At 37.0% G+C, this 26,121-nt stretch carries 21 protein-coding genes, 1 tRNA gene and 2 pseudogenes; 12 read left to right on the top strand and 12 right to left on the bottom strand.

The features are described 5' to 3' along the window. Position 1 precedes the first annotated feature (1 nt). Complete coding sequence (locus DCC35_RS19280) at positions 2–3,127, bottom strand: SusC/RagA family TonB-linked outer membrane protein (protein WP_175402876.1); 3,126 nt, start codon at positions 3,125–3,127, stop codon at positions 2–4. Positions 3,128–3,440: 313 nt separating this feature from the next. Here DCC35_RS19280 and DCC35_RS19275 point away from each other — a divergent pair, with 313 nt between their 5' ends. After that, a complete protein-coding gene (locus DCC35_RS19275; RefSeq protein ID WP_137092346.1) occupies positions 3,441–4,601 on the top strand; it encodes an ROK family protein in 1,161 nt (386 codons plus the stop codon). 12 nt (positions 4,602–4,613) lie between these two features. Here DCC35_RS19275 and DCC35_RS19270 read toward each other — a convergent pair whose 3' ends face one another. From DCC35_RS19270 to hflX, 7 genes are all read right to left on the bottom strand, one after another. Next, positions 4,614–5,981 carry a sugar MFS transporter gene (locus DCC35_RS19270; RefSeq protein ID WP_137092345.1) on the bottom strand — a complete coding sequence of 456 codons (1,368 nt, stop codon included), beginning with the start codon at positions 5,979–5,981 and terminating at the stop codon, positions 4,614–4,616. Then, positions 5,978–6,832, bottom strand: coding sequence for an ROK family protein (locus tag DCC35_RS19265; protein ID WP_175402875.1), 855 nt, complete (start codon positions 6,830–6,832; stop codon positions 5,978–5,980). Before DCC35_RS19265 ends, DCC35_RS19270 begins: the two co-directional genes overlap by 4 nt. 157 nt (positions 6,833–6,989) lie before the next feature. Next, on the bottom strand, positions 6,990–9,269 hold the full coding sequence (locus tag DCC35_RS19260; protein WP_137092343.1) for a patatin-like phospholipase family protein: 2,280 nt from the start codon (positions 9,267–9,269) through the stop codon (positions 6,990–6,992). Between the two features lie 266 nt (positions 9,270–9,535). Next, positions 9,536–9,835 (bottom strand): TM2 domain-containing protein, encoded by a 300-nt coding sequence (locus DCC35_RS19255; RefSeq protein WP_137092342.1) that lies wholly within the window; start codon positions 9,833–9,835, stop codon positions 9,536–9,538. Positions 9,836–10,250: 415 nt separating this feature from the next. Beyond that, a tRNA-Arg gene (locus DCC35_RS19250) sits at positions 10,251–10,322 on the bottom strand. A 79-nt stretch (positions 10,323–10,401) separates the two neighbouring features. After that, on the bottom strand, positions 10,402–11,193 hold the full coding sequence (locus tag DCC35_RS19245) for an SDR family NAD(P)-dependent oxidoreductase (protein WP_137092341.1): 792 nt from the start codon (positions 11,191–11,193) through the stop codon (positions 10,402–10,404). A 98-nt stretch (positions 11,194–11,291) separates the two neighbouring features. Continuing rightward, a complete protein-coding gene (hflX, locus tag DCC35_RS19240) occupies positions 11,292–12,509 on the bottom strand; it encodes a GTPase HflX (protein WP_137092705.1) in 1,218 nt (405 codons plus the stop codon). A gap of 90 nt (positions 12,510–12,599) precedes the next feature. Between hflX and DCC35_RS19235 the strand changes: the two genes are divergently transcribed. From DCC35_RS19235 to DCC35_RS19195, 11 genes and pseudogenes are all read left to right on the top strand, one after another. Further along, entirely contained in the window at positions 12,600–13,733 is a 1,134-nt protein-coding gene (locus DCC35_RS19235; protein ID WP_137092340.1) for a glycosyltransferase family 4 protein, read from the top strand. A 129-nt stretch (positions 13,734–13,862) separates the two neighbouring features. Beyond that, positions 13,863–14,564 carry a polysaccharide biosynthesis/export family protein gene (locus DCC35_RS19230; protein ID WP_175402874.1) on the top strand — a complete coding sequence of 234 codons (702 nt, stop codon included), beginning with the start codon at positions 13,863–13,865 and terminating at the stop codon, positions 14,562–14,564. A gap of 64 nt (positions 14,565–14,628) precedes the next feature. Continuing rightward, the gene (locus DCC35_RS19225; protein ID WP_137092338.1) at positions 14,629–16,962 is read left to right on the top strand and encodes a GumC family protein; all 2,334 of its coding nucleotides are present in this window, start codon (positions 14,629–14,631) and stop codon (positions 16,960–16,962) included. Positions 16,963–17,023: 61 nt separating this feature from the next. Continuing rightward, entirely contained in the window at positions 17,024–17,692 is a 669-nt protein-coding gene (locus DCC35_RS19220; protein WP_137092337.1) for a tyrosine-protein phosphatase, read from the top strand. After that, complete coding sequence (locus tag DCC35_RS19215; protein WP_137092336.1) at positions 17,689–18,657, top strand: NAD-dependent epimerase/dehydratase family protein; 969 nt, start codon at positions 17,689–17,691, stop codon at positions 18,655–18,657. The genes DCC35_RS19220 and DCC35_RS19215 overlap by 4 nt, the downstream gene beginning before the upstream one ends. A 63-nt stretch (positions 18,658–18,720) precedes the next feature. Continuing rightward, entirely contained in the window at positions 18,721–19,701 is a 981-nt protein-coding gene (locus tag DCC35_RS21395) for a tetratricopeptide repeat protein (RefSeq protein WP_317128961.1), read from the top strand. Then, a pseudogene (locus tag DCC35_RS22175) lies at positions 19,689–19,748 on the top strand (hypothetical protein); the annotation flags it as partial. The gene DCC35_RS21395 and the pseudogene DCC35_RS22175, both read left to right, overlap by 13 nt. Further along, entirely contained in the window at positions 19,725–20,126 is a 402-nt protein-coding gene (locus tag DCC35_RS21390; protein ID WP_394347711.1) for a tetratricopeptide repeat protein, read from the top strand. The pseudogene DCC35_RS22175 and the gene DCC35_RS21390, both read left to right, overlap by 24 nt. Next, entirely contained in the window at positions 20,126–20,908 is a 783-nt protein-coding gene (locus DCC35_RS19205; RefSeq protein WP_137092335.1) for a phosphosulfolactate synthase, read from the top strand. Before DCC35_RS21390 ends, DCC35_RS19205 begins: the two co-directional genes overlap by 1 nt. A gap of 97 nt (positions 20,909–21,005) precedes the next feature. Continuing rightward, a complete protein-coding gene (locus tag DCC35_RS19200) occupies positions 21,006–21,944 on the top strand; it encodes a DUF368 domain-containing protein (protein WP_137092334.1) in 939 nt (312 codons plus the stop codon). Beyond that, positions 21,941–22,681 carry a shikimate dehydrogenase family protein gene (locus DCC35_RS19195; RefSeq protein ID WP_137092333.1) on the top strand — a complete coding sequence of 247 codons (741 nt, stop codon included), beginning with the start codon at positions 21,941–21,943 and terminating at the stop codon, positions 22,679–22,681. The genes DCC35_RS19200 and DCC35_RS19195 overlap by 4 nt, the downstream gene beginning before the upstream one ends. A 5-nt stretch (positions 22,682–22,686) precedes the next feature. Here the strand turns inward: DCC35_RS19195 and DCC35_RS19190 are convergent, their stop codons facing one another. The 4 genes and pseudogenes from DCC35_RS19190 to ilvN all read right to left on the bottom strand — a co-directional run bounded on the left by DCC35_RS19190 (position 22,687) and on the right by ilvN (position 26,119). Next, a complete protein-coding gene (locus DCC35_RS19190; protein WP_137092332.1) occupies positions 22,687–23,073 on the bottom strand; it encodes a hypothetical protein in 387 nt (128 codons plus the stop codon). A 40-nt stretch (positions 23,074–23,113) separates the two neighbouring features. Further along, on the bottom strand, positions 23,114–24,379 hold the full coding sequence (ilvA, locus tag DCC35_RS19185; RefSeq protein WP_137092331.1) for a threonine ammonia-lyase: 1,266 nt from the start codon (positions 24,377–24,379) through the stop codon (positions 23,114–23,116). Positions 24,380–24,471: 92 nt separating this feature from the next. Then, a pseudogene (gene ilvC / locus DCC35_RS19180) lies at positions 24,472–25,535 on the bottom strand (ketol-acid reductoisomerase). A 35-nt stretch (positions 25,536–25,570) separates the two neighbouring features. Further along, positions 25,571–26,119: an acetolactate synthase small subunit gene (gene ilvN / locus DCC35_RS19175; RefSeq protein ID WP_137092330.1), complete on the bottom strand. Its 549-nt coding sequence runs from the start codon at positions 26,117–26,119 to the stop codon at positions 25,571–25,573. Positions 26,120–26,121: the final 2 nt, after the last annotated feature.

Raw genomic sequence — 26,121 nt, 5'->3', positions numbered from 1 at the left:
CTTACAGGGTGAGATTTAAATTGAAACCAATACTTCTTGTTGATGGAAATGCGTAAGCTTCGATTCCCTGGTCATTTCCGGCATTAAAAGTTGCTTCCGGATCAAATCCCGGAGTGTTTTTATAGAGGATGGCAAGATTTCTTCCTACTATTGAAAATTTAACACCTGTCAAAAAGGAATTTTCCAGTAAATTTTTAGGTAGACTATACCCAAGAGTTACTTCTCTTAATTTGATGAAACTACCATCGTAAAGAAATTCTTCGGCGAAAGAAGAAGCTCTTCCTCCGACAAATTGCCAGTATTCCTGAGGGTTTACTTCGATGGTATTTGGGTCGCCATTTTCATTAACACCTTCTGCAATATGTCCTCCAGCTCCTGCATACCACTCTAATCTATCGTATTGAGTATATAGAGCGTTACCATTAGCAGCAGCTATTGCGTTTGAATACGAGAAAATGTCTCCGCCTACCCTGAAGTCAAACAGAAAGCTGAAGTTAATTCCTTTATAATTAAGGGTATTGCCAATTCCAGCAAGGAAATCAGGTTGGAAGTTTCCGATTTTTCTAATACCTGCAGGGTCTGGTATTGGTAAACCGTTTGATCCGATAATTCTTTCTCCGGTTTGTGGATCCCTTAAAAATGCTCTGTCAGCATAAATGTCTCCAAATTCTCCGCCTGGTTCAGCCTGAATTCTTACACCAAATTGATCATAAGTTCCCCCTAATTGATAAACATCTACGTTTGGCGCTAATTCTTCAACTTTTGATCTGTTACGTGTGAAATTCACATAAAATTGATGTGTAAAATCTTCTGTCTGAATTGTTGTACCCCGGATTGCTAATTCGATTCCCTGGTTGGTTATTAAGCCAGCATTTATTAGAGAAGTACTAAATCCAGAGGCTTTTGATACCGGGGCGCGAATAATCTGATTTCTTGTGCCAGCATAATAATAAGTGAAATCAACATTAAATTTATTTTGGAATAACCCTAATTCTAAACCTCCCTCATATGATCGGGTGCGCTCAGGTTTAAGATTTACAGGAGGTTGCTGGGGTGTCAGCTGACCAAATGTTTGGCCTCCGTGGGATAGTGTATTCACAAAATATATAAGATCTAACTGACCAGGGCCTAAATCATTTCCTACTTCCGCATAAGAAGCCCGGAGTTTACCAAAGGAAATAGGTCCAAAGTTTGTATTAGAAAAATTATCTGTAAATATCCAGCTCGCTGATATCGATGGGTAAAAATAAGACCAATTGTCTGGTGGCAATGCGGATGACCAGTCATTTCGTGCTGATGCTTCTACAAATAGATATTCTCTGTAGGAAAGAGAGGCAGTCGCATAAAGCGAATGAACCTCTCTTTGTGAGCTAACACTCGAAGTGACAGTGCTTAGCGCATTTTGCATCACGAAAAAATTTGGAATATTTAACCCCTGAGCAACCGTTGCGTTACTCCTGGATTCTCTTACTAGGATATTACCTCCTACACTACCCGTAATATTTAAATCATTGCTAATGTCTTTAAAAGCAGTAACCAGGAAATCAGTATTAGACTCTCTTACCTTACCGTCTGATATTGAAAAGTAACTTTTATCAGGTGTTACCCGATAAATGGTATTTGTAGCATTCCTGTTTTCTCTATAATCAATGTAAAAGTCTGTTCCGGTTCTGATATGAGCTTTTAACCAGTCGTTAAATCTATATTCTAATTTTAAATAACCAATTAATCTGTCTCTTGTATCATTATTGGTATTTAAATTAACAGCCCAGAAAGGGTTTTGCCACGTGTTAATAGTGCCATTTGTATACAATCTCGGTAAACCGTCTTCAGTTCTGAAATCTCTCAGATCATCAAGATTGATTGACCGCGGCATATTTATCAAGCTGTTCATTGGATTATCAGGACTCAAGGTCAGGTTTGGTCTGTTGAAAGCTTCCTGATTTATATAGTTAAGTTTTCCTTCAACTCTTAATTTATCAGACAGTTTTGAACTTACGTTTATACTTGCATTTACCCTTTCCAGGTCACTGTTAGGCATTATACTTTCATTCTTTAAATGAGAAAGTGAAAGACGAACCTGAGTTTTATCATTACCTGCACTAAGGGCAATAGAGTTAGTGAAGGTAGTTCCAGTTTGGAAAAAATCTTTTATATTATCAGGGTATGTTTGATAAGTGTATTCCTCACCTGCCCAATTTACTAATGGGAATCCATTAACTTCTGTTTGACCTCTGGTTCGAGGGCCCCAGCTGCTTCTAATGTTATCGATTAATTCCCCATTTTCATTGTATGGTAGCTGGCCATTAGAACCTCTCCCAAACCGATCCTGGAATTCAGGTAAAATTAATGGGTTTTCAAATGTGAAATTTGAATTAATTTCTACTCCTACTCCCTTTCTTGCACGGCCCTTTTTAGTGGTGATCATTATAACACCATTTTGACCTCTGGATCCATAAAGAGCAGTCGCACTAGCTCCTTTTAATACATTGATTGATTCAATATCATCAGGATTGATGTTTGAAATTCCATCACCATAATCTATGCCGCCAAACTGTCCCGCTCCGCCTTGAGGGTTGGTCATTGGGATCCCATCTATAACGTATAATGGATTGTTATTTCCGGCAATTGATGCGTAACCCCGGATAACTACTTTTGAAGTTCCTCCAGGTCCGGTGCCAGCCTGGTTAATTTGTACTCCGGTGACTTTTCCGGAAAGTGAATTGATTACATTGTTTTCACGAGCCTGGGTTAATTCTTCTCCCTGAACAGATTGAGAAGCATATCCCAAAGACTTTTTTTCCTTTTCAACACCCAAAGCTGTGACCACTACCTCATTTAATTCTGTAGTATTTTCTTCTAACGTGATATTGAATTGATTCCGATCACCAACTTTTACCTTTTTAGGAATAAATCCAATATAGGAGATAATTAAAATGTCTTCTTTTGACGCATTAAGAGAAAAGTTGCCTTGTGAGTCAGTTACTGTTCCTTTTGTGGTTCCTTCGATTTTAATGTTTACTCCGGGAAGACCAAAGCCATCTGTATCGGTTACTGTACCTGTGACGACATTATCCTGGGCAGAAGCAGGTAATATTGACAGGATTACAATTACTGAAAACAGCAAGAATTTTTCATAAGAAATTTGTTTATAAGGGTTTTTCAATCGGTTGTAATACCAGATTAACTACGGTTTTATTTCATAAATATGAATCTATTAAAAAATTTATAAAATAGCAATACTTAATAAAAAAATTAATAAAGATTGTTTCTTCGAGTAATTATTTTAAGTAACGATCTTGCTTTTTTTGGGTGTTTTCTTAAATTGTATGAGTATTTTTGCAAAATTAAATTAACCAGACCACCAAACTGATGTCGAAAACCTTTTTGAAGAACTTAGTAGTGAAAATATTACCGGAATTGCTTATAAAAATGTCCGGATGAAAAAACAGATGATTGCCCACTTTGCAAATGAAGGCAATACTACAATTCCGGAATTATGTAATATAACTAAATTAAGTGCACCGAAGGTTAGTAGTCTATTATCGGAATTGATCTCCGAAGGGATAGTTAAGGATTATGGTAAAATGGACTCTACAGGCGGGAGAAGGCCAAATGTCTATGGTTTGGCTCCTGAATCCGGGTTTTTTATCGGGATTGACGTTAAAAAATATCACATTAACATCGGGCTGACGGATTTTCAAAAGAATATAATTAAGATTGAAGAAAGGCATCCTTATATATTAAAGAACGAAAAGGGGTCTTTACAGGAACTGGTTGAAATTATCAATGAATTCATTGCCGGGTTAACAATACAAAAAGACAAAATTCTTGGTATTGGTATAAATCTCTCAGGTAGAATTAATTATGCAACGGGATATAGCTATAGTTTTTTTAATTTTCAGGAAGAACCCCTTAGTAAAATAATTGAATCTGAGGTAGGAATCAGGGTGTTTCTGGATAACGATTCCCGAGCGATGGCTTTTGGAGAATATTCTGCAGGAGTGGTTAATGATGAAAAGAATATTCTTTTTATAAATTTGGACTACGGTCTTGGAATGGGAATGATTATCGATGGACAGCTATATTATGGGAAGTCAGGTTACTCCGGTGAGTTTGGTCATATACCTTTTTTTGATAATGAAGTAATTTGTAATTGTGGTAAAAAGGGATGCCTTGAGACCGAAGCTTCCGGCTGGGCAGCTTTGAAAAAGCTAAAATCTAAACTCGATGAGGGAAGTAATTCTTTAATTACCAAGAAAGGTAAGCACATTGATGAGATCACTGTTGAAGATATAGTTGATGCAGCAAATAATGATGATACCCTTGCTATTGAATTGATTGAGGGTATTGGTGAGAATATAGGGAAAGGAGTGGCTATGTTAATTAATATATTCAATCCGGAGTTAGTAATACTGGGAGGTGTTTTTGCCGAAACCAGAGAATATATTCAGCTCCCTATCAGAAGTGCAGTACAAAAATACTCCTTAAGCCTAATGAATAATGATACTACTTTCAAATTATCTAAATTGGGTAATCAAGCTGGAGTAGTTGGAGCTTGTTTATTAGTGAGAAACAGGTTACTGGCGCTAGACCAATAACCTGTAGTATATTTAAGATAGTTTTACATCTGGCTTAAATCCCCTGAATCCATAAAATGAGATATAGATATAGCAAATCAAAGGTATTATTAGAGATAATTGCCTGTTTCCAGTAATGTCTATAAAATATCCCTGGATCGGTGGGATAATAGCTCCACCCACGATAGCCATTACTAATAGAGATGAAGCCTGTCCTGTGTATTTTCCGAGCCCCCTTATCGCTAATGTAAATATTGTTGGGAACATTATTGAATTAAAAATTCCAATGGCAATAACACTCCACATAGCTATAACTCCAGTGGCTGTCATGCCAATTAATAATAAAATAATTGCTGCTAGCGAGTAATATCCAAGTGTTTTGCTCGGGATAAAAGAGCCAATGAGTAACACAATTACATTAAAAATAACAATAGCCAGGGTGATTAACGCTTCATTTAATCCATAAATCGAATATACCGCCACAAATACAATGGCTGCGATACCAACAATCCACAGGTATTTCTGAGATTTGTTCTCAGATTCTGATAAAGCGATTGCTCCGAAAAACCTTCCTACCATTGCGCCACCCCAATAGAATGCCAGGTAATAACTAGCTTCAGTTTCATTAAACCCACCGATTGATGGCATTCTTGCAAAATCAATAAAAGAACTTCCGATTGTAACCTCGGCACCCACATAGGCAAAAATAGCTATCACCCCAAGAACCAGGTGCTTATATTTAAGCGATCCGGTGCCTGCCACTATTTCTTCCTCATCAGTGAATTTAGGCAAATGGATGACCTTAAAAGCAACAGCGATTATAATTAAAATTAGCGCTAATCCTAAATAGGGGATTTTAACCGAATCTGCTCCGGCAGTATTTTCTGTTGCATTAAAAATTAACAGTCCGCCTATTACAGGAGCAATGGTTGTTCCAAATGAATTGAAGGCTTGTGCCATATTTAATCTTCCAGAGGCTCCTTCGGGATTTCCCAGTATTGCAACATATGGATTAGCAGCTATTTGAAGAATTGTTATTCCGGAAGCTAAAATAAATAAGGCGCCCAGGAAAAATGAGAAGCTTTCAAGAGAAGCGGCAGGAATAAATAAGCCGCATCCGGCTGCTGAGACTAATAACCCAATGATGATACCATTTTTATAACCAATCCTTGAGATGGGGTCTCCTTTTGAAGCGGAAATCAGGAAGTAAATCAATGAAATCACAAAATAGGCTCCAAAAAATGCGGTCTGTATTAGCATTGCCTGCCATTCCATCAGGTCAAAGACCTGTTTTAATTTTGGAATCAAAATATCATTCATGCAGGTGATGAATCCCCACATAAAAAATAATAGGGTGATGATTGTTAAAGCACTTTTAGTATTGGTTTGTTGAGTATTCATTGTAATTTTTGATTATTCCAAAGTCCTGCAGCACCTAATAAAGCAGCGTTTTCTCCTTTGACAGATGTTTTAATTAAAATGTCCCCATTCCTCTTTTTTATTTCCTGATTTAACGCTTTTTCGAATAAGTGGTAAGATTTGCTGATGTTACCCCCTAATATTACCAGGTCATATTTTGCAGCATCTAAAGTTTGAATTAAAAATTCTGCCAGGTTTTTACCGTATTCTTCAAATAAAGAATGTATTATTTCGGAGTCTTGAGTAGCAATTATTTCTTTAACTCCGTTTATTTTTCTACTGGTGAGTTTTTCAAATTCAGATGTAAACCATCTGGTAGAAAGGTAATCTTCTGCTATGCTCTTTTTAAACGGAGCATTCCATTTGTTTAAATCCCTTCCTTTGCTATCTATATAGTCACAAGTGCCAAGGCCTGTGCCCAGAGTAAGACCCAATAGATTTTTCTCCGGAGATCCTATTCCAAATAAGGCCTCTCCGGTTATAAAGCAAGCAGCATCGTTCTCAAATATTATTTGAGATGGCTTTACATTTAATTTTTGAGCCAGTGATTTTTTTAAATTGGTCTTATATAAACTGTCAAATTTATTTTGACCTTTTATGAGGGAAATACCGTTGACGTAATCAAATGGCCCCGGCATGGCAATACCAATTTTGATATCTTTATTGTTGATCCGGTTTGTAAATGTTGATTTTAATGCTTCTGAAAAATCATCTGTAATTTCTTCTGAAGAAGCCATTGAGTTCACGCTTTTTCTTACGACGGATTCCTCGAGAATAGTTCCACTTAGAATATCGATAATTCCACAAGTTATATGGGTTCCGCCAATGTCCACACCGATGATATGTTCCTGATTAAGCTTCTTGATAATAATTCGATTAAAACAATTTGTTGTGAATATAAAAAAACTAAACTTATTAAAATAATTTATTAAGTACAATTTTATTAATAAAAATATTATTTTATTCTTTTTGATTATTGTTTTACCAAGATCAATAGTGAAAACCAATAATTAAAGAGGTTTGCCAGCCTTTCCGGTAATGATCTTTTGCAAAAGCAAACGCGAAAGGACCAACAGGAGACATATATCCGATTTTCATACCATATCCAAACCTCGAACTCCTATCGCCAGCTAAGCCAGTATCAACATTTGGATAAATCCATTTCATAGGATTTTCAGTATCTAAATAATTAATTATGGCTGTCAGAAATAAATTGTTTTTTACTTCATATTGGATTCCTACTTTAGAATAAAAGTAATTAGCCAGGTAAAATTCTTTTATTCCTCCTCCCCAATATTGGTAGGAGTTAATAATCGCCGGTGTAAAGCCTCCGACAAAATCATATTCGCTAAAATTAAAGAAACCGGTTTCCTGCGTAGAAATTCTGAGTCGGTTCTGATTGATGATTGAAATTTTATCATTTAACGGAATTATCGGGTCAACGTTGACTTCGAGTGTATTAATCGCTGAAGTTTGAATTATTTCAATTGATTCATTGTTTTCATCAATTTCTAAAGTGTCACCAAGGGTAAAAGTTCCATTTGAACCCACTGTTGTAGAAGCAATTATATCTAATTTAATACCTTCAGAAGGAAAGTATCTTTTATTTAAGTTGTTATAGCGGTAGAATAATCTTAATCTAGCATTGTTATAGACCACCTTTGTTAGAAACTCTACATTTTCCTGTACGATTTCAGGTGTTAAATCGGTATGAGTCCACTCGATTCCAAATCCGTAAGTGCTGTTTCTTTTAATGGTAGATTGAAAATTAATTCCAATAATGGAGTATCGATGTCTGAATTCGTTATTGACATTTCCTTCTTCATCATAGAGCGGTAAGTCGTTTCTAGAATGAAGTCCCCTGGCTCTGAATGCAACTTTTTGCTTTTCTCCCAGGTACTTGAAGTAGTCCATTAAATAACTGGGTTGTGTTGCCAGATTGGCTTCAAAAATTAACCTGCTTTTATTGAGCAATAGATTTCTCAAAGTTGTATTGATCACTACCCCGCCACTATTTTCTGTGTCATAATGATATGCAAACCGGAATTGAACTTTAGGCCGTTCAACTACATCAATGTGTAGGCTATAGGTACTATCATTTTTGTTTATTTCGTACCAGATACGTTCAAAATACTGAGTTCCATAAATTATGCTAATTTGTTCCTCTATTTTATTAATGCTTACAATTTCACCCGGATCAATTCTCATTTTTCCGATAATGTATTCATCAGGAATTACTTTGTTACCTTTTACGATGATTTTAGAAATTATATACTCATCGGATATTTTTGGCTTATCTATTTTATTTAAGGGCTCAATTTTCTTTAAAGAATCAGCAAGATTTTTAAACACTTTCTTATAGTCGTTTCCTGCTTTGTTTCCCTGTTCGAGGATTCCTTGAGCTGAGCTGAAACTTCCTGTACTAAATTCTTTTAAATCAGGAGAAATCAGAATGTCACATTTGTCCATTTGTTTTCTGCTGTCGAATGCACTTTTAATAAATGTAGCCTGGGATAAGATTGCCAGTGGGGAATTCAGATTTTCGGCAGGATCGAGATCAGAACTGACAAAGACGCCAATTATAATGTCAGCCCCCATATCCAAAACTTCATCGACTGGCATGTTTCTGACTAACCCCCCATCAACCAAAAGTTTATCGTCGATAGTAACCGGTGTGAAGATCGATGGGATGGCCATACTTGCCCGCATAGCCATTGCCAGAGACCCTTTATCTAGAACAACTGGCTCACCTGTTTCAATATCTGTGGCTACACATTTAAAAGGGATAGGGAATTCATCAAAATTTCTTAAGTCATGCACTGGTCTGGTGAGATAGGAAAAATAATCAAGAAGTGCCTGGCCTTCAATGATTCCCCGGGGAGTAACTATTTTTTTATCCTGGTAATAAAATTCAAGAAGGTACCTGCCATAATAAAATTTTTCTTCAAAGGTGACCCGATCTAATGGGATCTTGTTTGAAAGTAAATATTCCCAATCTGCGGTTTTTGCAATTTCTGCCAGTTCATCAGCCGAATAACCGATGGAATAAAGTCCTCCAATAATACTTCCCATACTCGTTCCGGTGATATAATCCGGAGTGAGTCCGGCTTCTTCCATCGCTTTCAGAACTCCGATATGAGCTATTCCTTTGGCTCCACCACCGCTTAGAACCAGTCCGATTTTAGGTCTGTTTTCCTGGGAAAGTAAATTTAGATGTAGAAATAGAAAGATTAATATCAACGAAAATGGTTTGATAGATTTTAAGACCATTGTAAAGGGGTTAGATCATAAGGTGTTGACTAAAAGTATATTATTAAAATACTTTATTCCTGTTGTATTTCATAGGAGGTAAAAGGGAAAAGATTGAAATACAACCTAAACTCTTTCGGGTAAAGGGTAGGGTGTAATTATGTAATTGATGTTGTTAAGATAAGAAAAGAAGAAAAGTAATCGGTATTAGCTTTAAGGGGTGATTTTTCAATAGCAGAAGAAATAACAAAAGCACAGGCGAGACGCCTGCGCCAGGGATTATATTTTTAATTATTTTTCAGAGATTTGAGCTGTTCAAATTCATCATTCTTTTCCTGCTTTTCGAGCTGTTCTAATCTCATGTAAATTTCTCTATTGTAGTTTTCTACTTTGGACGGGATCAGAAAAATATCAATAATAGCCCAAATACCCAGCCCACCAAAGGTTATCCAATAAAGGATTTGAACACCCCAACGGCCTAAATATGCATAATGACAACCCAGTATGAACCAGCACAGGTAAGCTACTCCTGGTGATTTTATTTTGCCAAATAGAATGTGTTTGTTGTTGATCTGATGTATGTTCATTTTAAAAAATTATAGTTAATAAATTCAAAGGATCCACAATTAAAGGTTTAAAGCCATTTTAAGCAAATTATTTTTCTGATTAGTTTGATATGGATTACAAATCCATGGATAAGGCTTCAGGATTGCAAATCCTAAAGAGCGAAAATGTGGTAGATTTGATAATGTGATAATGCTAGTAAAGAAAATTATTGTTACTTGACCTATAACTTGACCTGCTCCTGGTCTGAGAAATAAATGTGTAAAAACCTAGTAGGTCCGACACTGGTTGAAGTTTAAACTTGGACCGATCTGTAATATTTATCTAAGAATGGAATTTAATATATAGAGAGAGTTTGAGAGTGAGTATAGAAATCAGTGTCCAATCTAACACTAGTTGTAATCTCGCTCTTCACTTTCCACTCTCACTCTGTTTTAGTGGCCCCGACAGGAATCGAACCTGTATCTAGAGTTTAGGAAACTCCTATTCTATCCATTGAACTACGGGGCCAGTATTATATTTGACCTTCAGCTACGCAAAATAATAAAACCAACGCATCTTTGGCAAACACCGATCAAAAGAATTCAAATTACATGGCCCGGTGTTTCTTTGTCCGCTGCTTTAAATTATCATAAGCAGCCTTTGCTTTCTCGTCTATCTTCAAGGGCTCTTCGAAATTTGTTTTTATATCCTTTTCTCTTTGCTCACCACCAAAAACAACATTGAGCTCACCATTTAATAAACCATCGATCGACTCTTTAGCAACCATATCCGGATCATCCATTTCTTTATCCATATCCGCGTTTTTCATCATGGGAGTATCAGTGGCGGTGGGATATACGGTCATTATATGTAGCGGATACATATGAAATTCGCGTCTTAAAGCATCTGAAAATTGCCTTACACCTGCTTTAGTAGCTGCATAAACACTATAAAAGGGCATGGCGATATATCCTAGACCGCTTGAAACATTAATTATTGCTCCTTCCTTACTTTCTTTAAGCAACGGCATCATCTTTTTTGTTAGCAGTATCAGTCCGGTAAGATTGATGTTTATCTGGTTGATTATATCTTCATCCGAAATGTCTTCCAGCCCACCGGCACTGACTACGCCTGCATTGTTAATGAGGACATCGGCTCCGCCTAAATGTTTTTCTACCATTAATACGATTCGTTCGATATCTCTTAATGCCGAAACGTCACCCTGGATAAGGACGAAGTTTACATCGGGGAATTCCTGGGTTAGCTTCTCCAGGGGTTTTTCGCTTCTTCCAATGATCGCGAAATTATTAGCTCCCCTTTTAATGAGTTCTTTCAGAAATGATTTTCCAATTCCGGCACTCCCGCCTGTGATAACAATTTTTTTATCGATAAGATCCATAACAGTTCAATCGGTTTTATTGATAGTAAAACAACAACGGCCGGAGAAAGAATGTTACTTCCCTCACCGGCCGTGATATTTATGAGATTAATAATTTTTTATTCTTCGTATTTGCCATAATAATAATCCGGAATCAGGAAGTTCGGATATATTTCAAGATAACGATCTTTTACCAGTTCAAACAGTTTGTCTCTCATTTCTTCGATATTCTCCTTATTCACAGCCGATATGAAAACCGCAGAAGTGTTTTCTTTATTCATATAGCTATTTTTAAGGTATTCAAGACTAACTGGCCTGGATTCATCTTCCCCATGTTCTTCCTCTTCCCAGTGTTCAAGGTGATCACGGTACTGGTCGATCTTATTGAATACGATCAGAGTCGGTTTGTCTTTGGCGTTAAGTTCAGCCAGGGTTTCGTCAACCACTTTCATGTGTTCTTCAAACGAAGGATGGCTCACATCGACGACGTGAACTAAAATATCTGCTTCTCTTACCTCATCCAGGGTTGATTTAAAAGATTCAATCAGGTTATGAGGCAGCTTTCTGATGAAACCAACCGTGTCTGAAAGAAGGAAAGGGATATTGTGAATAGCAATTTTTCTAACCGTAGAATCTACAGTTGCGAAAAGTTTATCCTCAGCGAGGACATCTGCTTTGGTCAGCAGTCTCATAATAGTAGATTTCCCGACGTTAGTATAACCTACCAGAGCCACCCTTACCTGGTTTTCTCTTCTTTTACGTTGAGTTTCACGTTGTTTTTCTATCTTTTCCAGCTTTTTCTTCAGCACATTGATCTGGTTTCGGATCATACGACGGTCAGTCTCGATCTCTTTCTCACCGGCACCACCACGAGTTCCGGTTCCACCACGCTGACGTTCAAGGTGAGTCCACATTCTTGTCAGACGAGGTAAAAGGTATTCGTTTCTTGCCAGTTCAACCTGGGTTTTAGCCTGTGCCGTTCTTGCTCTTTTCAAAAAGATATCGAGTATAAGCAAACTCCTGTCATATATTTTCACCTTAAATTCTTTTTCAAGGTTCCTTAACTGTGAAGGAGAAAGGTCATCATCAAAAATGACAATATCAATTTCTTCAGCTTTTACGGCTGTCTGAATTTCTTCAAGCTTTCCTTTTCCGACAAACGTTCTGATGTCTGGCTTTTCGAGCTTTTGATAGAATTTGTATTTGGTTTTTATATTTAATGTCGAAGCCAGAAATTCCAATTCGTCCAGGTATTCAAATGCCTGATCTTCATTTTGTCTTTTATCTATTACTGACACCAGTACTGCTGTTTGCTTTACCGGTGCTGTAGAAATCATGTCCATATATTGAGTTCCTTATTTTTTAAGCAAATATCCATAGATTTATTCTATATTTACACTTTTGAACTGTGAGAATAGAAATAATATATGGGGTCTGCAGATCTCCAATCCAAACGTGTAGGAATTGTAGTTAATTCTGCATGGAATATAATCAATTTCAGAAAGGGTATCGTCCTTAGTCTGCTTGATCGGGGGTACAAGGTTTTTGCCTTTGTACCTGAGGATAATTACGCAGAAGAGCTTAGAAAGTTGGGAATGGAAGTGATTATCACTCCGCTTAAAGGAACGGGAACCAACCCGTTTTCAGATTTCCGTTATTTGCAGGTTTTATACAATAAGTTTAGAAAAGTAAAACCGGATATATTGCTTCAATATACCATTAAGCCAAATATTTATGGTGCAATAGCTGCTAACAGGCTGAAAATACCGGTTATTAATAATGTATCGGGTCTGGGGACAATGTTTTTGGGTAAGAAGATCTTCTCAAAACTGGCTTTTCAATTATATAAAAAAGCATTTAAGGATGTTCCGATGGTTTTTTTTCAAAATGAAAGTGATCGGCGTTTTTTTCTTATCAATAAATTAACCACCAAAGATCGTACGATAGTGATACCTGGTTCAGGAGTAGATATAAACCATTTTAAATCTCAGGGAAATGACAGACCGGCCTATAGGAATGTATTTTTAATGATAGCCAGGCTGATCATTGAAAAAGGGGTGTATGAATATGCTTATGCTGCCAGAAGAATACAATCTGAATACGATAATGTAGAGTTTCAGCTCCTTGGTTCATTTGAAGAATCTCATCCGCGAGCAGTTAAAAAAGAAGATCTGGAGTATTGGATCAATAATGGTATATTAAATTATATCAAGCCGGTTTCTGATGTAAGGCCAAAGATTGAAAATTCAGATGTGATCGTTTTACCATCATATAGAGAAGGAACGTCAAAAACTTTACTGGAAGGAGCTGCGATGGCAAAACCGCTAATAGCCTCTGATGTACCCGGCTGCAGGGAAGTGGTTAAGCAAGATATTAACGGCTTGCTTTGTAAAGCTGGTGACTCTAAGAATTTATATGAAACAATAAAATCGTTTCTGAATAAAACTGAGGATGAGCAAAAAGAGATGGGAAAAGAGTCGAGAAAGCTCATAGAGGACTTTTATAGTGAAGAATTCGTTGTAAAAACGTATCTTTCAACTATTGACAGGCTTTTGGCCTAATTGTGGTAATAAAATTTTCAATACGGAAAACACTTTATATTTTTACGTATTAATATTTTTTCGATGCAAAGAATCGCTTTTTTATTCGTTTTAATGACGCTGAGCTCTTGTGCTTATAAGTCACATATTATGTTTAGTGAAATCGGGGCCGGCGAACCATCTCCCTACCTGGCTTCAGCGACTGATAATGCTATGAGCCAATATAAATTGGAGGTTTTTGACAGGATAACTATCGATGTATATACAAACGAAGGTGAGCGAATCATCGATCCGGATCTCGAACTAATTCCAGAAACACGAGGCCAGGGGGTTCAATCTAAACCTAATCCCGAATATGTGATTCAGTCAGATGGTTATGTCAGATTGCCTATGGTCGGTCGGGTTTATGCTGAAGGATTAACACTTGAAGAACTCAATCAATTGCTGGCAGATGAATATAGTGAGTACTATTTAGATCCCTACGTACTGTCATCTTACGCAAATAAACGAGTAATAGTACTTGGAGCCCCCGGAGGCCAGGTGATACCGCTTGAAAATGAAAACACTAATTTATTAGAGGTTTTAGCTCTTTCCGGAGGTATATCTTCTGATATGAGAGCAAATAATATCAGGTTGATCAGAGGTGATCTTAATAATCCTGAAGTATACTTGATAGATTTATCCACAGTAAAAGGAATGACCGAAGCCCAGACACGGGTAGAATCAGGAGATATTATTTATATTGAACCTGTAGTCAGGCCTGCAAATGAAGCTTTCAGGGATGCAGCACCGATAATTGGGACTGTTTCTGGTATATTAACCATCATTTTAATCTTTACAACAAACTTTTGAGAGATAAGAATTACGATATCGGAGTCAGATCTTCAGGAATAAGTGAAGAGGGAAACAGTAGGGGGTGGACTGGGAAAAACTGGCGTCAATAAGCAGAAAATCAATCCCTTTTATAATACTAATCTTTGCCCTCACTATTTCTGCTGCAATATTTTATGTTCGGTATATTCCACCTTTATTCGAGTCTTCTTCCGAACTTAAGCTGGATGTAAAAGATGAAACTTCAGTTCTAACCTTTGGTGTTGATCCACAGAAAAACAACATGAATGCCCTTTCCGGAGAAATGGAATTACTGCGTTCTAAAGTATTTTTTTCAAGACTCATCGATAGCCTTGATTTGGATGTTACGATAAGAACGACCTTTGGAAGTTTAAAAAATGAGGAAAGATATAGAAACAAGCCTTTTCGTGTGGACTACCAGGTTAAATCAGCAGATCTGCATAACAGACTTTTCAATGTCCATATTTCTTCAAAGGAGCACTATACTCTCACTTATGAACTTGGTGAGGTAACTCAAAGATTTGAAGCGAATTTCGGTAAGCCATTAGTCGTAAATGGGGGTATTATTACTTTATTTTTAACCGAACATTATTCCAGAGGGGAAGGGTTTGATGATTATAGTTTTAAAATTAATAATAAGGAATCCCAAATAAACTTTATTCAGCAAAACCTTAAAGTTGAAGCACAGTCGTTAGCAGCTAATACTATTAAAATCACTTTTACTGATAATGACAAGTATAAGGCATATGATGTAGTAAATACGATCGATTCCTTATACCTGGAATACTCACGCGAGCAGAAAATGCAGGCTAATAAGCAAAAAATTGCTTTTCTGGAAGAACAGATGGGGAACACTGCTCAAACGCTAGAGAATTACGAGAATTATTTCGAATCCTTTACAATAGAAAATCAAACGGTAGATCTTCAAAAAGATATGGCCGAGACCATCCAGTTTTTAAATCAACTTGATAGTCAGAAGAGGGCGTTAAAGATTTATCAGATTAAAATTGATAAGGTACAAGCACAACTTGGAAATAATGAGCAACTCGAATTCGGTTCATTAACCCTTGAAAATTTCCCTGAATCCATTACCGAATTAATCGAAGAAATTAATGTTCTGGAAACAGAGAGGCTTCAGCTGCTTGAGAAATATAATGAGAATACATATGCTGTAAGAAAGCTTAATAATGAATTAAAAATTCACAAGCAAGAGCTAAATGATCAGTTAGCTTATCTTGAGAAGAATATTTCAGATGAATTAGGCAGGATAGCAAAACAAAAAGCTGAACTGGGCGGAGATTTTAAATCGATGCCATCTAAAGGAACTGAGTATAATAAATCCAGAAGGTTTTACGAACTTCAGGAGGAAATATACCTTACCCTGGCACAAAATAAAATGGAGTTTGAGATCGCCCAGGCAGGAACTATTCCGGAATTTACGATATTGTCGAGTGCAACATTACCCGGCAGTCCGATCAGGCCTAATCCAATGCTGGCCTATGGAATAGCCATTGTAAGTGGGTTGTTTTTATCACTTGTTTTTGTTGCATCCAGGTATCTTTTACACGACAAGATTTCAAGCCAGAGTGAGTTGGAAAGACTGACATCTACTCCGGTTCTTGGGGTAGTTCCAAATTACAAAAAGGAAAAGCTGGAAACAACACGACTTATTGTCAAAGACAGTCCAAAATCAATGGTCAGCGAGTCATTGAGATCCATACGGACTAATATGGAATTCCTGCATCAGAGCTCCGGAAGCAGAGTCGTTACTGTTTCGTCTACTGTTAGTGGGGAGGGAAAAACTTTCGTTTCTGTTAATCTTGGAGGTATAATTGCCATGTCAGGCTTTAAAGTGATCGTCCTTGATCTTGATATGAGAAAGCCTAAGGTAAACCTAGCTTTTGATGAAGAATATATGACTTCCGGGATGAGTACCTTACTCATTGGTAAGCACGATTTGGATCGTACAATCAGAAAGACAAAACAAGAAAACCTTTATTATATCCCTTCCGGACCTACACCTCCAAATCCTTCTGAGTTGCTGATGGGTGATTCATTCAAAGAGGTGATAAGAAAATTAAGGGCCGAATTTGATGTGGTAATTCTTGATACGCCTCCTGTAGGTATAGTTTCTGACGGAGTGATGGCCATGAAACTTTCTGATCTTTCTGTTTATGTAGTAAGAGCTGATTACAGTAAGAGAAAATTTATAAAAACTTTAAATCGACTGAAGCATATTAACAGGTTTAAAAATATCTCAGTAATTCTAAATGACTTAAGTTTGCATTCCATGAATAAAGGTTATGGGTATAATTATGGCTATGGTTATTATGCTGAGGATGAAGAATCAGGAATCAAGCCACGGAAATTATTGAGATTTTTAAAAAAAGAAGGATAAATAAGTGTTTTCACTTTTCAGATCAAAAAAAAAGATCACAAAGCTTCCCTTCAAAGTTGATATGCACTCGCATATTCTTCCCGGGATAGACGACGGAGTCAAGTCAGTAGAGGAGTCATTAATTGTAATCAGAAAGTTTATTGATTTAGGATATGAGAAACTCATAGCGACACCTCATATTATGAGTGACTTTTACAAAAACACTCCTGTAACAATCAGTAATGCATACCATCAGGTTATCGATGCAGTAGAAAAAGAGAATCTTCCAATATCCATCGATTTTGCTGCAGAATATTATCTTGACGATTCATTTGCAAAAAAAGTTGAAAACGATGAGCAGTTATTAACCTTTGGGGATAATTACCTGCTTTTTGAGACATCCTATATCAATCCGCCGGCAAACATAGAGGAGGTGATATTTCTTATGTTCTCCAAAGGACTCAGGCCAGTCTGGGCCCATCCGGAGAGATATCCCTACCTGTTTGAAAATAATTTGTTTGGTCGGATGAAAGACCGGGGTGTTTTGTTTCAGATTAATGCCAATAGCCTTGGAGGATATTATTCTCCACAGGCTAAAAAGCATGTTGAGAAACTGATCAAAGAAGGTTCCGTTGACTTTGTCGGTTCAGATTGTCATAAATTAAAACATCTGGAATACCTCGAGAGTATTATGAATAAAAAGGCATTCAGAAATTTATTGGAAAAAAAATATTTGAATCAGTCACTATGATTTTGATACTGGGAAGTAGCGGATTAATTGGAAGATATCTGACTGAAAAATTTTCGGCTGAAGGGCATAAAGTTGTTGCAACCTATAACTCAAATCAGCCAGAGGGAGACTTCTTATCTAATCCGGAGAATGTCATTTACGAAAAATGCCCCATAGACGATTACGAAAAGCTGACTGAATTAATTAAGAAAGCTGAATACGTTATTCATGGTGTGGCCATTGTTTCCTTTGATTCTTCCGAAAAAGAAGAAATGTTTGACGTTAACATCAAGGGAACTGAGAATGTCGTGAATATTTGCCTTAAGGAAGGTAATAAACCTCTTTTATTTATATCCTCGGTTGCCGCCCTGGGGCGAAATAAAAAGGCTTCTCTGATCGATGAAACCAATAAATGGGAAGAATCCAGTTTAAACAGTAATTATGCCGTTAGTAAATATCTTGCTGAAAAGGAAGTCTGGCGAGGAGCTATGGAAGGTCTTTCAGTAAGTATAATTAATCCTTCAACCGTACTTGGAGTGTCAAATACTTCTACAAGTTCCATGATGATGGTTGAGATGTTGCAAAAGGGAAGCGTTTTTTACCCTGATGGCATTATGAATTGGGTTGACGTCCGCGATTTGGCAAAGATTACTTATAAACTATACGAGGAGAAGATTTATAACGAAAGATTTATCATTAGTGCCGGTGCAATTTCATATAAGGAGTTATTTAACGAAGCATCATTAGTGTCAGGCAAAAGTTCACCAAAATTTAAAGTAGGAAAATCTGCTTTGCGTTTAGCTTCTGTTTTTGATCTTCTGAAATCAGTTGTTTCAGGAGGATCACGAAAAGTCACCAGTGAAACTGCCAGACTATCAGGGACAAAGATCAAATACTCGTCCGATAAAATAAAACAAACCTTAAATATAGAATTCCGTTCATTGCAAGAGACGTTAAATTGGATTTTAAATAATGATCAAAAGTAATTGAAAAGTCGTATTACAATTACGTCTTTTTTCTTATCTTAAAATCATTAACAATGATATCCTATGGGAGAATATTCACGAATGAACCGTGAAGAGAGGGAGTTACTCAAGTGGTTTGAAGAAAGTCTGGTCAATGACCGGATGTTATTTTTAGAGCTTGAGCAGTTCGAGGAAGTGATAGAATTATACATACAGATGGAAAAGTATGGCAAAGCTATGAAAGCTTGTGAAGCTGCTCTTGCACAGTATCCTTTTTCTGTTGATATCATGCTATTAAAATCTAAGGTTTATACCAGGATAGACAGACTGGATGAAGCTTTAGATATGCTTGATGCAGCTTCAAATTATCAGCCCGGTGATATTGAAATCGCTATGCTGAGAGGGAATATTTGTTCCCTCCAGGGAGATTATGACGGGGCGATCGAAATTTATGAAGAAGCTATAGAAAGGGCAGAGGAGAAAGATGAGTTATATTATAACCTGGGACTTACATACCAGGCGATGGGTAGATATGACCATGCAATCGATGCTTATAAATCCTGTATCGAAATTAATATGCATCATGAAAATGCTCTTTATGAGCTGGCATACTGCCTTGATATGACAGGAAAGCTTGAATCCAGTATAAATTATTACCAGAAATTTATTGATGCAGATCCATACTCTGCAATAGCATGGTATAATCTGGGGATTGTATATAGCAAACTGAAAAAGTTTGAAAAGGCTGTTGATGCATATCAGTATGCGGTTTATATCGATGATGATTTCGCCTCAGCATGGTATAACCTGGGGAACTCCTACATGACCACCGAGGAATTCGTGAAAGCCAAAGAAGCATACGAAAAAACGTTGGATATCGAAGGTCCAAGTGCTGAAGTGTTTTGTAGTCTTGGCAATGCCTTTGAAAAGATCGAAGATTATAAGTCGGCTTTAAAATTCTATCATAAAGCAGTCAAAAAGATAAATTTTATCACGAAGCTTTATTCAGTCTTGCATTATGCCTTAATAAGCAGGAAAAAAGTTTTGAAGCACTTCACTTCATAAATAAGGCAATTGAAATAGAACCGATGAATTCGGATTATTATGTTGCTTTAGGTCAGATTGAATATAAAGCCGGTAATTACAATGAAAGCTTACAGGCATTCGAACAGGCTTCTAATCATTCGCCTCTCAATTTAGATATATGGCTGGACTGGTCGTTTATCTATTATGATTTACAGGAATTTGCTGAGGCTTGCAATATAATGGAAGAGGCAATTGATGAGCTTCCTGAGGAGGCAGAATTGTATTATCGCATGACAATTTATCTATTTTGTGAAGGTAAATACCAGGAAGCCTTTAATTATCTGGAAAATGCATTAGTTTTGGACTTTGAAAAACATACGGTGCTTTATGAATTTTTTCCAAAGTTAGAAACTCAAAAGGCATTGTTTAAAATTATTGAGCAGTTTAGAAATAACGATAATTAATGAATTACGATTTAGACAATCTTCCGAAGAGAACCGAAAAGCCGAGGCAGTATGGATTTACGATGGCGATGGACAAGGGGTTGAGTTTGAGAGAAGTTGAAGATTTTATTGAAACATCAGGACCATATACAGATATAGTAAAGTTAGGTTGGGCAACTTCTTTTGTTACTCCTAATCTTAAAGAAAAGATCAAATTATATAAAGAGGCGAATATTCCGGTTTATTTCGGAGGAACTCTCTTTGAAGCATTTATTGTCAGGAATCAATTTGACGAATATCGTAAAACGATTGATAAGTTTGGTATCGAGTATGCCGAAGTATCTGATGGTAGTATCGAGCTGGATCATGATATCAAATGTGATTTCATTAGCAAACTATCTGATCAGGTTACCGTACTTTCAGAAGTTGGGTCTAAAGACGATCAGAAAATCATCCCTCCTTATAAATGGATTGCACTTATGCAGGCAGAGCTTGATGCCGGATCATGGAAAGTGATCGGAGAAGCAAGAGAAGCCGGGAATGTAGGTCTTTTCAGAGCTTCAGGTGAAGTCCGTAGCGGACTTGTTGAAGAGATTCTTACCAAGATTCCTTTTGAGAAGATCATCTGGGAAGCACCACAAAAAGCTCAGCAGGTTTGGTTTATCAAATTGCTGGGAGCAAATGTGAACTTAGGTAACATTGCACCTAATGAGGTCATCGCCCTGGAAACGATCAGATTAGGACTACGAGGCGATACTTTTGGCCATTTTATTGGTGAAGATGCGACCAGAATAGGAAAATAACTTTAATTAACATATTTCAGAATCCCGAAGTAGTAAAAATTGCTTCGGGATTTTTTATTTTAGCATTTTGATTTACAACCAATAAGAATTTAAATCGATGAGAAGCCTGAAGGATTCATTAATGCTATTTTTTAAAGGTCTGGGAATGGGTAGTGCTGATGTTGTCCCGGGTGTTTCCGGAGGTACTATCGCTTTTATTACCGGAATCTACGACGAACTTCTTGATAGTATAAAATCAATAAATGGAGAGGCTTTCAGGCTTTTGATAAAAGGAAATTTTATCGGTCTATGGAGATACGTAAATGGTAGCTTTTTACTTCCATTGTTTATTGGGATAGGAGCCTCTATTTTTACATTTGCTAATTTTATCGAACATTGGCTTGAGGAATATCCTATTTCTGTCTGGTCATTTTTTTTCGGGTTAATTATTGTATCTGCATATCTTGTTTGGAAAAATCTTAAGAAGAAAACTCCAGGTGTCTTTGTGGCCCTATTATTAGGGATTATAGTGGCTTATCTCATTACCACTTTTACTCCTGCAACAACCCCGGAGACTTACTGGTATGTGTTTCTTTCCGGTTGTATTGCAATTTGTGCAATGATTCTTCCCGGTATATCAGGGAGCTTCATATTGCTCATTCTAGGTAAGTATATATTTATCATGGAATCTGTTAAATCCTTAAAGCTTGATATTATAGCAGTTTTCGCACTTGGTTGTATCGTTGGAATTACAAGCTTTTCAAGATTGGTAAGCTGGTGTCTTGAAAAATTTCATGATATCACAGTTGGTGTTTTAGCCGGATTTATGATTGGTTCTCTTAATAAGGTTTGGCCATGGAAAAGAATAGATGATTTTATGCTGAATGAGAAGGATGAGGTAGTTGTTTTAAAAGAAAGTAATCTTTTACCTTCAACTTATGCTGAAGAAATAGGTGATCCACACTTGCTATATGCCATCGGATTTATGATAATTGCAATTGTATTTGTGTTGGGCTTAGAAAGATTAGCTATTTATTTAAATAACGAGGAGAAATGAGAAAATTTGGTCTTATAGGCTTTCCTTTATCGCATTCATTTTCAAAAAAATATTTTTCAGAAAAATTTACTAAAGCAGGAATCGAAAATACGACCTATGAGCTTTTTCCTATCGAGGAAGCTGCTCAAATGAAGGATCTTTTCGATAATGACGATAATTTGATCGGTTTAAATGTCACTATTCCGCATAAGGAAGCGGTAATGCAATGGCTTGATTCTATAGATGATAGTGCGAAAAAAGTTGGTGCTGTAAATGTGATCAAAAAAGAAAAAGGGAAGCTGGTAGGTTATAATTCTGATTTTTATGGCTTTACCGAAAGTCTGGAAGATTTTACAGATGGAAAGATTCCTCAGAAAGCGCTTGTTTTAGGAACCGGAGGATCATCAAAAGCTGTTACCGCAGCTCTTAGAATGATGGGCTGCAAAGTTACTTTAGTTAGCCGTACGAGTGGTAAAGGAGTTATTACCTATGAAGAGCTTAAAAAGAAGCCTGAGATTTTAAAAGAGAACCGCCTGATTGTAAATACCACACCACTGGGAATGAAACCGAATGTAGAACCAAAACCGGATATTGATTATTCACAGCTTACATCTGATCATATTTTATTTGACCTGGTTTATAATCCAAGTGTTACTTCTTTTATGAAAGCAGGGAAAGAAAAAGGAGCTCGGGTGAAAAGTGGATACCAAATGCTTGTGATGCAAGCAGAAAGAGCCTGGGAAATTTGGAATGAATAACCAGATTAAACTGAAGGGGTCATTTTTTCGATATTCTTTTTTTGAAGGAAGATGTTCTTTTTTAATTTGCGGTACGTGTCTTTAAAATTTTTGACATGTACCCTCATTTTATGATGCTCTTCATGCTCAATTTCTTCAGTAGGTAATTCTTCCTCAATAATTTGATGAAAAAAGGTTTCGTGAGAAATGATTTTATCTTTAAGAGCCTTGATCATTCGTTTATGATGAGCGAGGTCATTTAATAGTTTTTCCAAATCACCATTTTGTCCGGTGTTGGAAATCATCTCACAGAGAGAAGTTAAAAATTTTAGTTCTTCCTCCCAGAATGCAATGTCACCAAGCCACACCTGGTGTTCTCTATGCATTATTTCAATATCCGTCAGCGCTGTCATGATCCATGATTTTAATATTATAATTTACTAAAATCGGCTCTCATATCAAATATTGAAACAGGTCTTGTTTTTCATTTAAGTATTCATAGGTGATATTATGAGAATCCATTCTATTGAGTAGACCCTGAAAATCATCCGCATTTTTGAGTTCAAGGCCTACCAGAGCAGGGCCCTGTTCCCGATTATTTTTTTTTGAATATTCGAAATGAACAATATCATCTCCGGGACCTAACACATTAGTAAGGAATTCTCTGAGGGCACCAGCTCTTTGTGGGAACCGGACAATAAAATAGTGCATTAAGCCTTCATACAACAATGCTCTTTCTTTAATCTCCTCTGTTCTGGTAATATCATTATTACTACCTGAAATGACTGCAGCAACAGTTTTACCTTTTATTTCGTCTTTGATCTGATCTAATGCGGCAATCGTTAATGCTCCTGCAGGCTCTACGATTATTGCATCGTCATTATAAAGGCCAAGAATAGTTGAGCATATTTTTCCTTCCGCAACTGTAAGCACCCTGTCTATGTTATCTTTCAGGATCTCGAAGTTAAGATCTCCAATTCGTTGAACCGCTGCCCCATCGACAAACTTATCGATTTTATCCAGAGTCACTACTTTATTTTTATCCAGAGACTTCGAAAGTGATGGAGCTCCAAGAGGTTCAACACCAATTATTGTTGTGCCTGGCGACAGTGTCTTAAATACAGTTGTAACACCTGCTGCCAATCCGCCGCCACCCACAGGTACAAGTAAATAGTCTATTTCGCCCGGGCTATCCTGTAATATCTCAAGCCCGATGGTTCCCTGTCCTTCGATGATCTCTTTGTGATCAAATGGCGGTATAAAGGCCATTTTATTTTCTTCGCAATACTCCTTGGCCTGTTTATATGCATCATCGAAAGTGTCACCTTTTAAGAAAAGTTCAACATTATCTTTACCAAACATCTTAACCTGGTTTACTTTCTGTCCGGGAGTTGGCTCAGGCATAAAGATTGCAGCTTTAATTCCTAATTGAGCACATGACATCGCCACACCCTGGGCATGATTCCCGGCGCTTGCACAGACAACACCATTTTTCTTTTGGTCTTTATCAAGTTGTGAAATCATGTTATATGCACCTCGTATTTTATAAGAGCGCACTGTTTGCAGGTCTTCTCTTTTTAAAAGAATCGTTGCATCAAAACGCTCATTTAGCCGTATGCTTTCAGTTAAAGGTGTCTCTTTGACAACTTGCTTTAATCTGAAAGCAGCTGCTTTTATATTTGATAAAGTGACTGTTTCTTTTTTGACATCAGCTTGCATAATAACAGATTATTAAAAGAATAGAGCGTGATTGATATCTTTTGCTGAGGGAAAATATCAACCAACACTCTATATGAGGAAAATTGTAAATATTAAGATTCTATAGGCTGCTTTGCATTTTCAGGTCTTAGTTTTCTGACCTCTGCACCTGCCTGCCATAATTCAGAGTTGTGAAGTTCAGATAGTTCTTCTTCGAGCTTCTCTCGGTAATCAGGCTGACTGTTTGAATCAATCGATCGCTGAGCCTCTTCACCTGAAGCTACACTGTCGTATAGTTGATTAAAAACAGGTTTAACGGCATCTCTGAATTTGTCCTTCCAATCCAGCGCTCCCCTTTGAGCAGTTGTACTACAGTTAGCATACATCCAGTCCATGCCATTTTCTGCTATAAGAGGCATCAAAGACTGAGTAAACTCTTCAACAGTTTCATTGAATGCTTCCGATGGTGAATGACCTCTTTCCCTTAAAACAGTGAATTGAGCTTCGAATAATCCCTGGATAGCCCCATTAAGGATCCTCTTTCACCTGTAAGGTCACTAAAAACTTCTTTTTTGAATGTTGTTTCAAATAAATAACCCGAACCTACTGCAATACCCAAGGCATGGGCTTTCTCATACGCTTTACCAGTGGCATCCTGGTGAACTGCATAGCTAGAGTTCAAACCTTTACCTTCTACAAATAATCTTCTTAAGCTTGTTCCTGAACCTTTAGGAGCAACTAGGATCACATCCACATCTTTTGGTGGTACAATATTGGTCCTGTCGCTGTAGGTCACAGCAAACCCGTGAGAAAAGTAAAGTGTTTTGCCCGGTGAAAGATTCTCTTTGATCGTTGGCCATACTGCAATCTGAGCTGCATCAGACAACAGGTAGCAAATGATTGTTCCCTTTTGTACAGCTTCTTCTATTGAGAAAAGGTCTACTCCGGGAACAAACCCATCTTCAACTGCTTTATCCCAGCTCTTACTGGGCTTTCGCTGACCGACGATGACTTTTATACCGTTATCTTTCATGTTCAAAGCCTGCCCTGGACCCTGAACTCCATATCCAATAACTGCAACAGTCTCATCTTTTAAAACGTCTTGTGCTTTTTCTAATGGGAATTCCTCTCGCGTAACAACTTGTTCTTCTACTCCACCAAAATTAATTGTAGCCATGTTATTTCCGATTTAATTTTAATTTTTCTATTTAATTATGATACCAGACTCAATGCTTCCATTTCCTCAAGAAATGAAACAGTTTGTCTTTTTGATTTAGATATTGCTATCCGACCTGACTTGATAAATTCCTGTACATCAAAAGGCTTCAGCTGTTCCAGCAGACTGAGTATCTCGTGACTATGACCGGTTTTTTCAATGATCGTATATTCTTCTCCAACTGTTAGTACCCGTGCTCCACTGCTTCTTACCAGGTTTTCTATCTGGTTGCTGGAAGTGAGCATTTTAGTTGGTAATTTATATAATGCTATTTCCTGATAGTGTACCTCGTTTTCTTCGTACAAAAAGGCACCCAGGACTTCTATAATTTTTCTTATTTGCTTTACTACTTTTACTGCTTTTTCATGCGTGCATCTCACTACTATGGTAAATCGACTCACACCATGAACTTCAGTTTCTGAAACATTGATCGCTTCAATATTTATCTTTCTTCTTGTGAAGATTATTGTGATCCTGTTTAGTAAACCAGATTTGTTTTCAGTTAGGATCGAAAGCGTAAATTCTCTGTTTTCTTCCTTTCTCATAT

It is taken from the genome of Mangrovivirga cuniculi, assembly GCF_005166025.1.
Taxonomy (GTDB): Bacteria; Bacteroidota; Bacteroidia; order Cytophagales; family Cyclobacteriaceae; genus Mangrovivirga; species Mangrovivirga cuniculi.
Note: the sequence above shows the minus strand (reverse complement) of the source record. Positions and strands in the feature narration are given on the sequence as shown.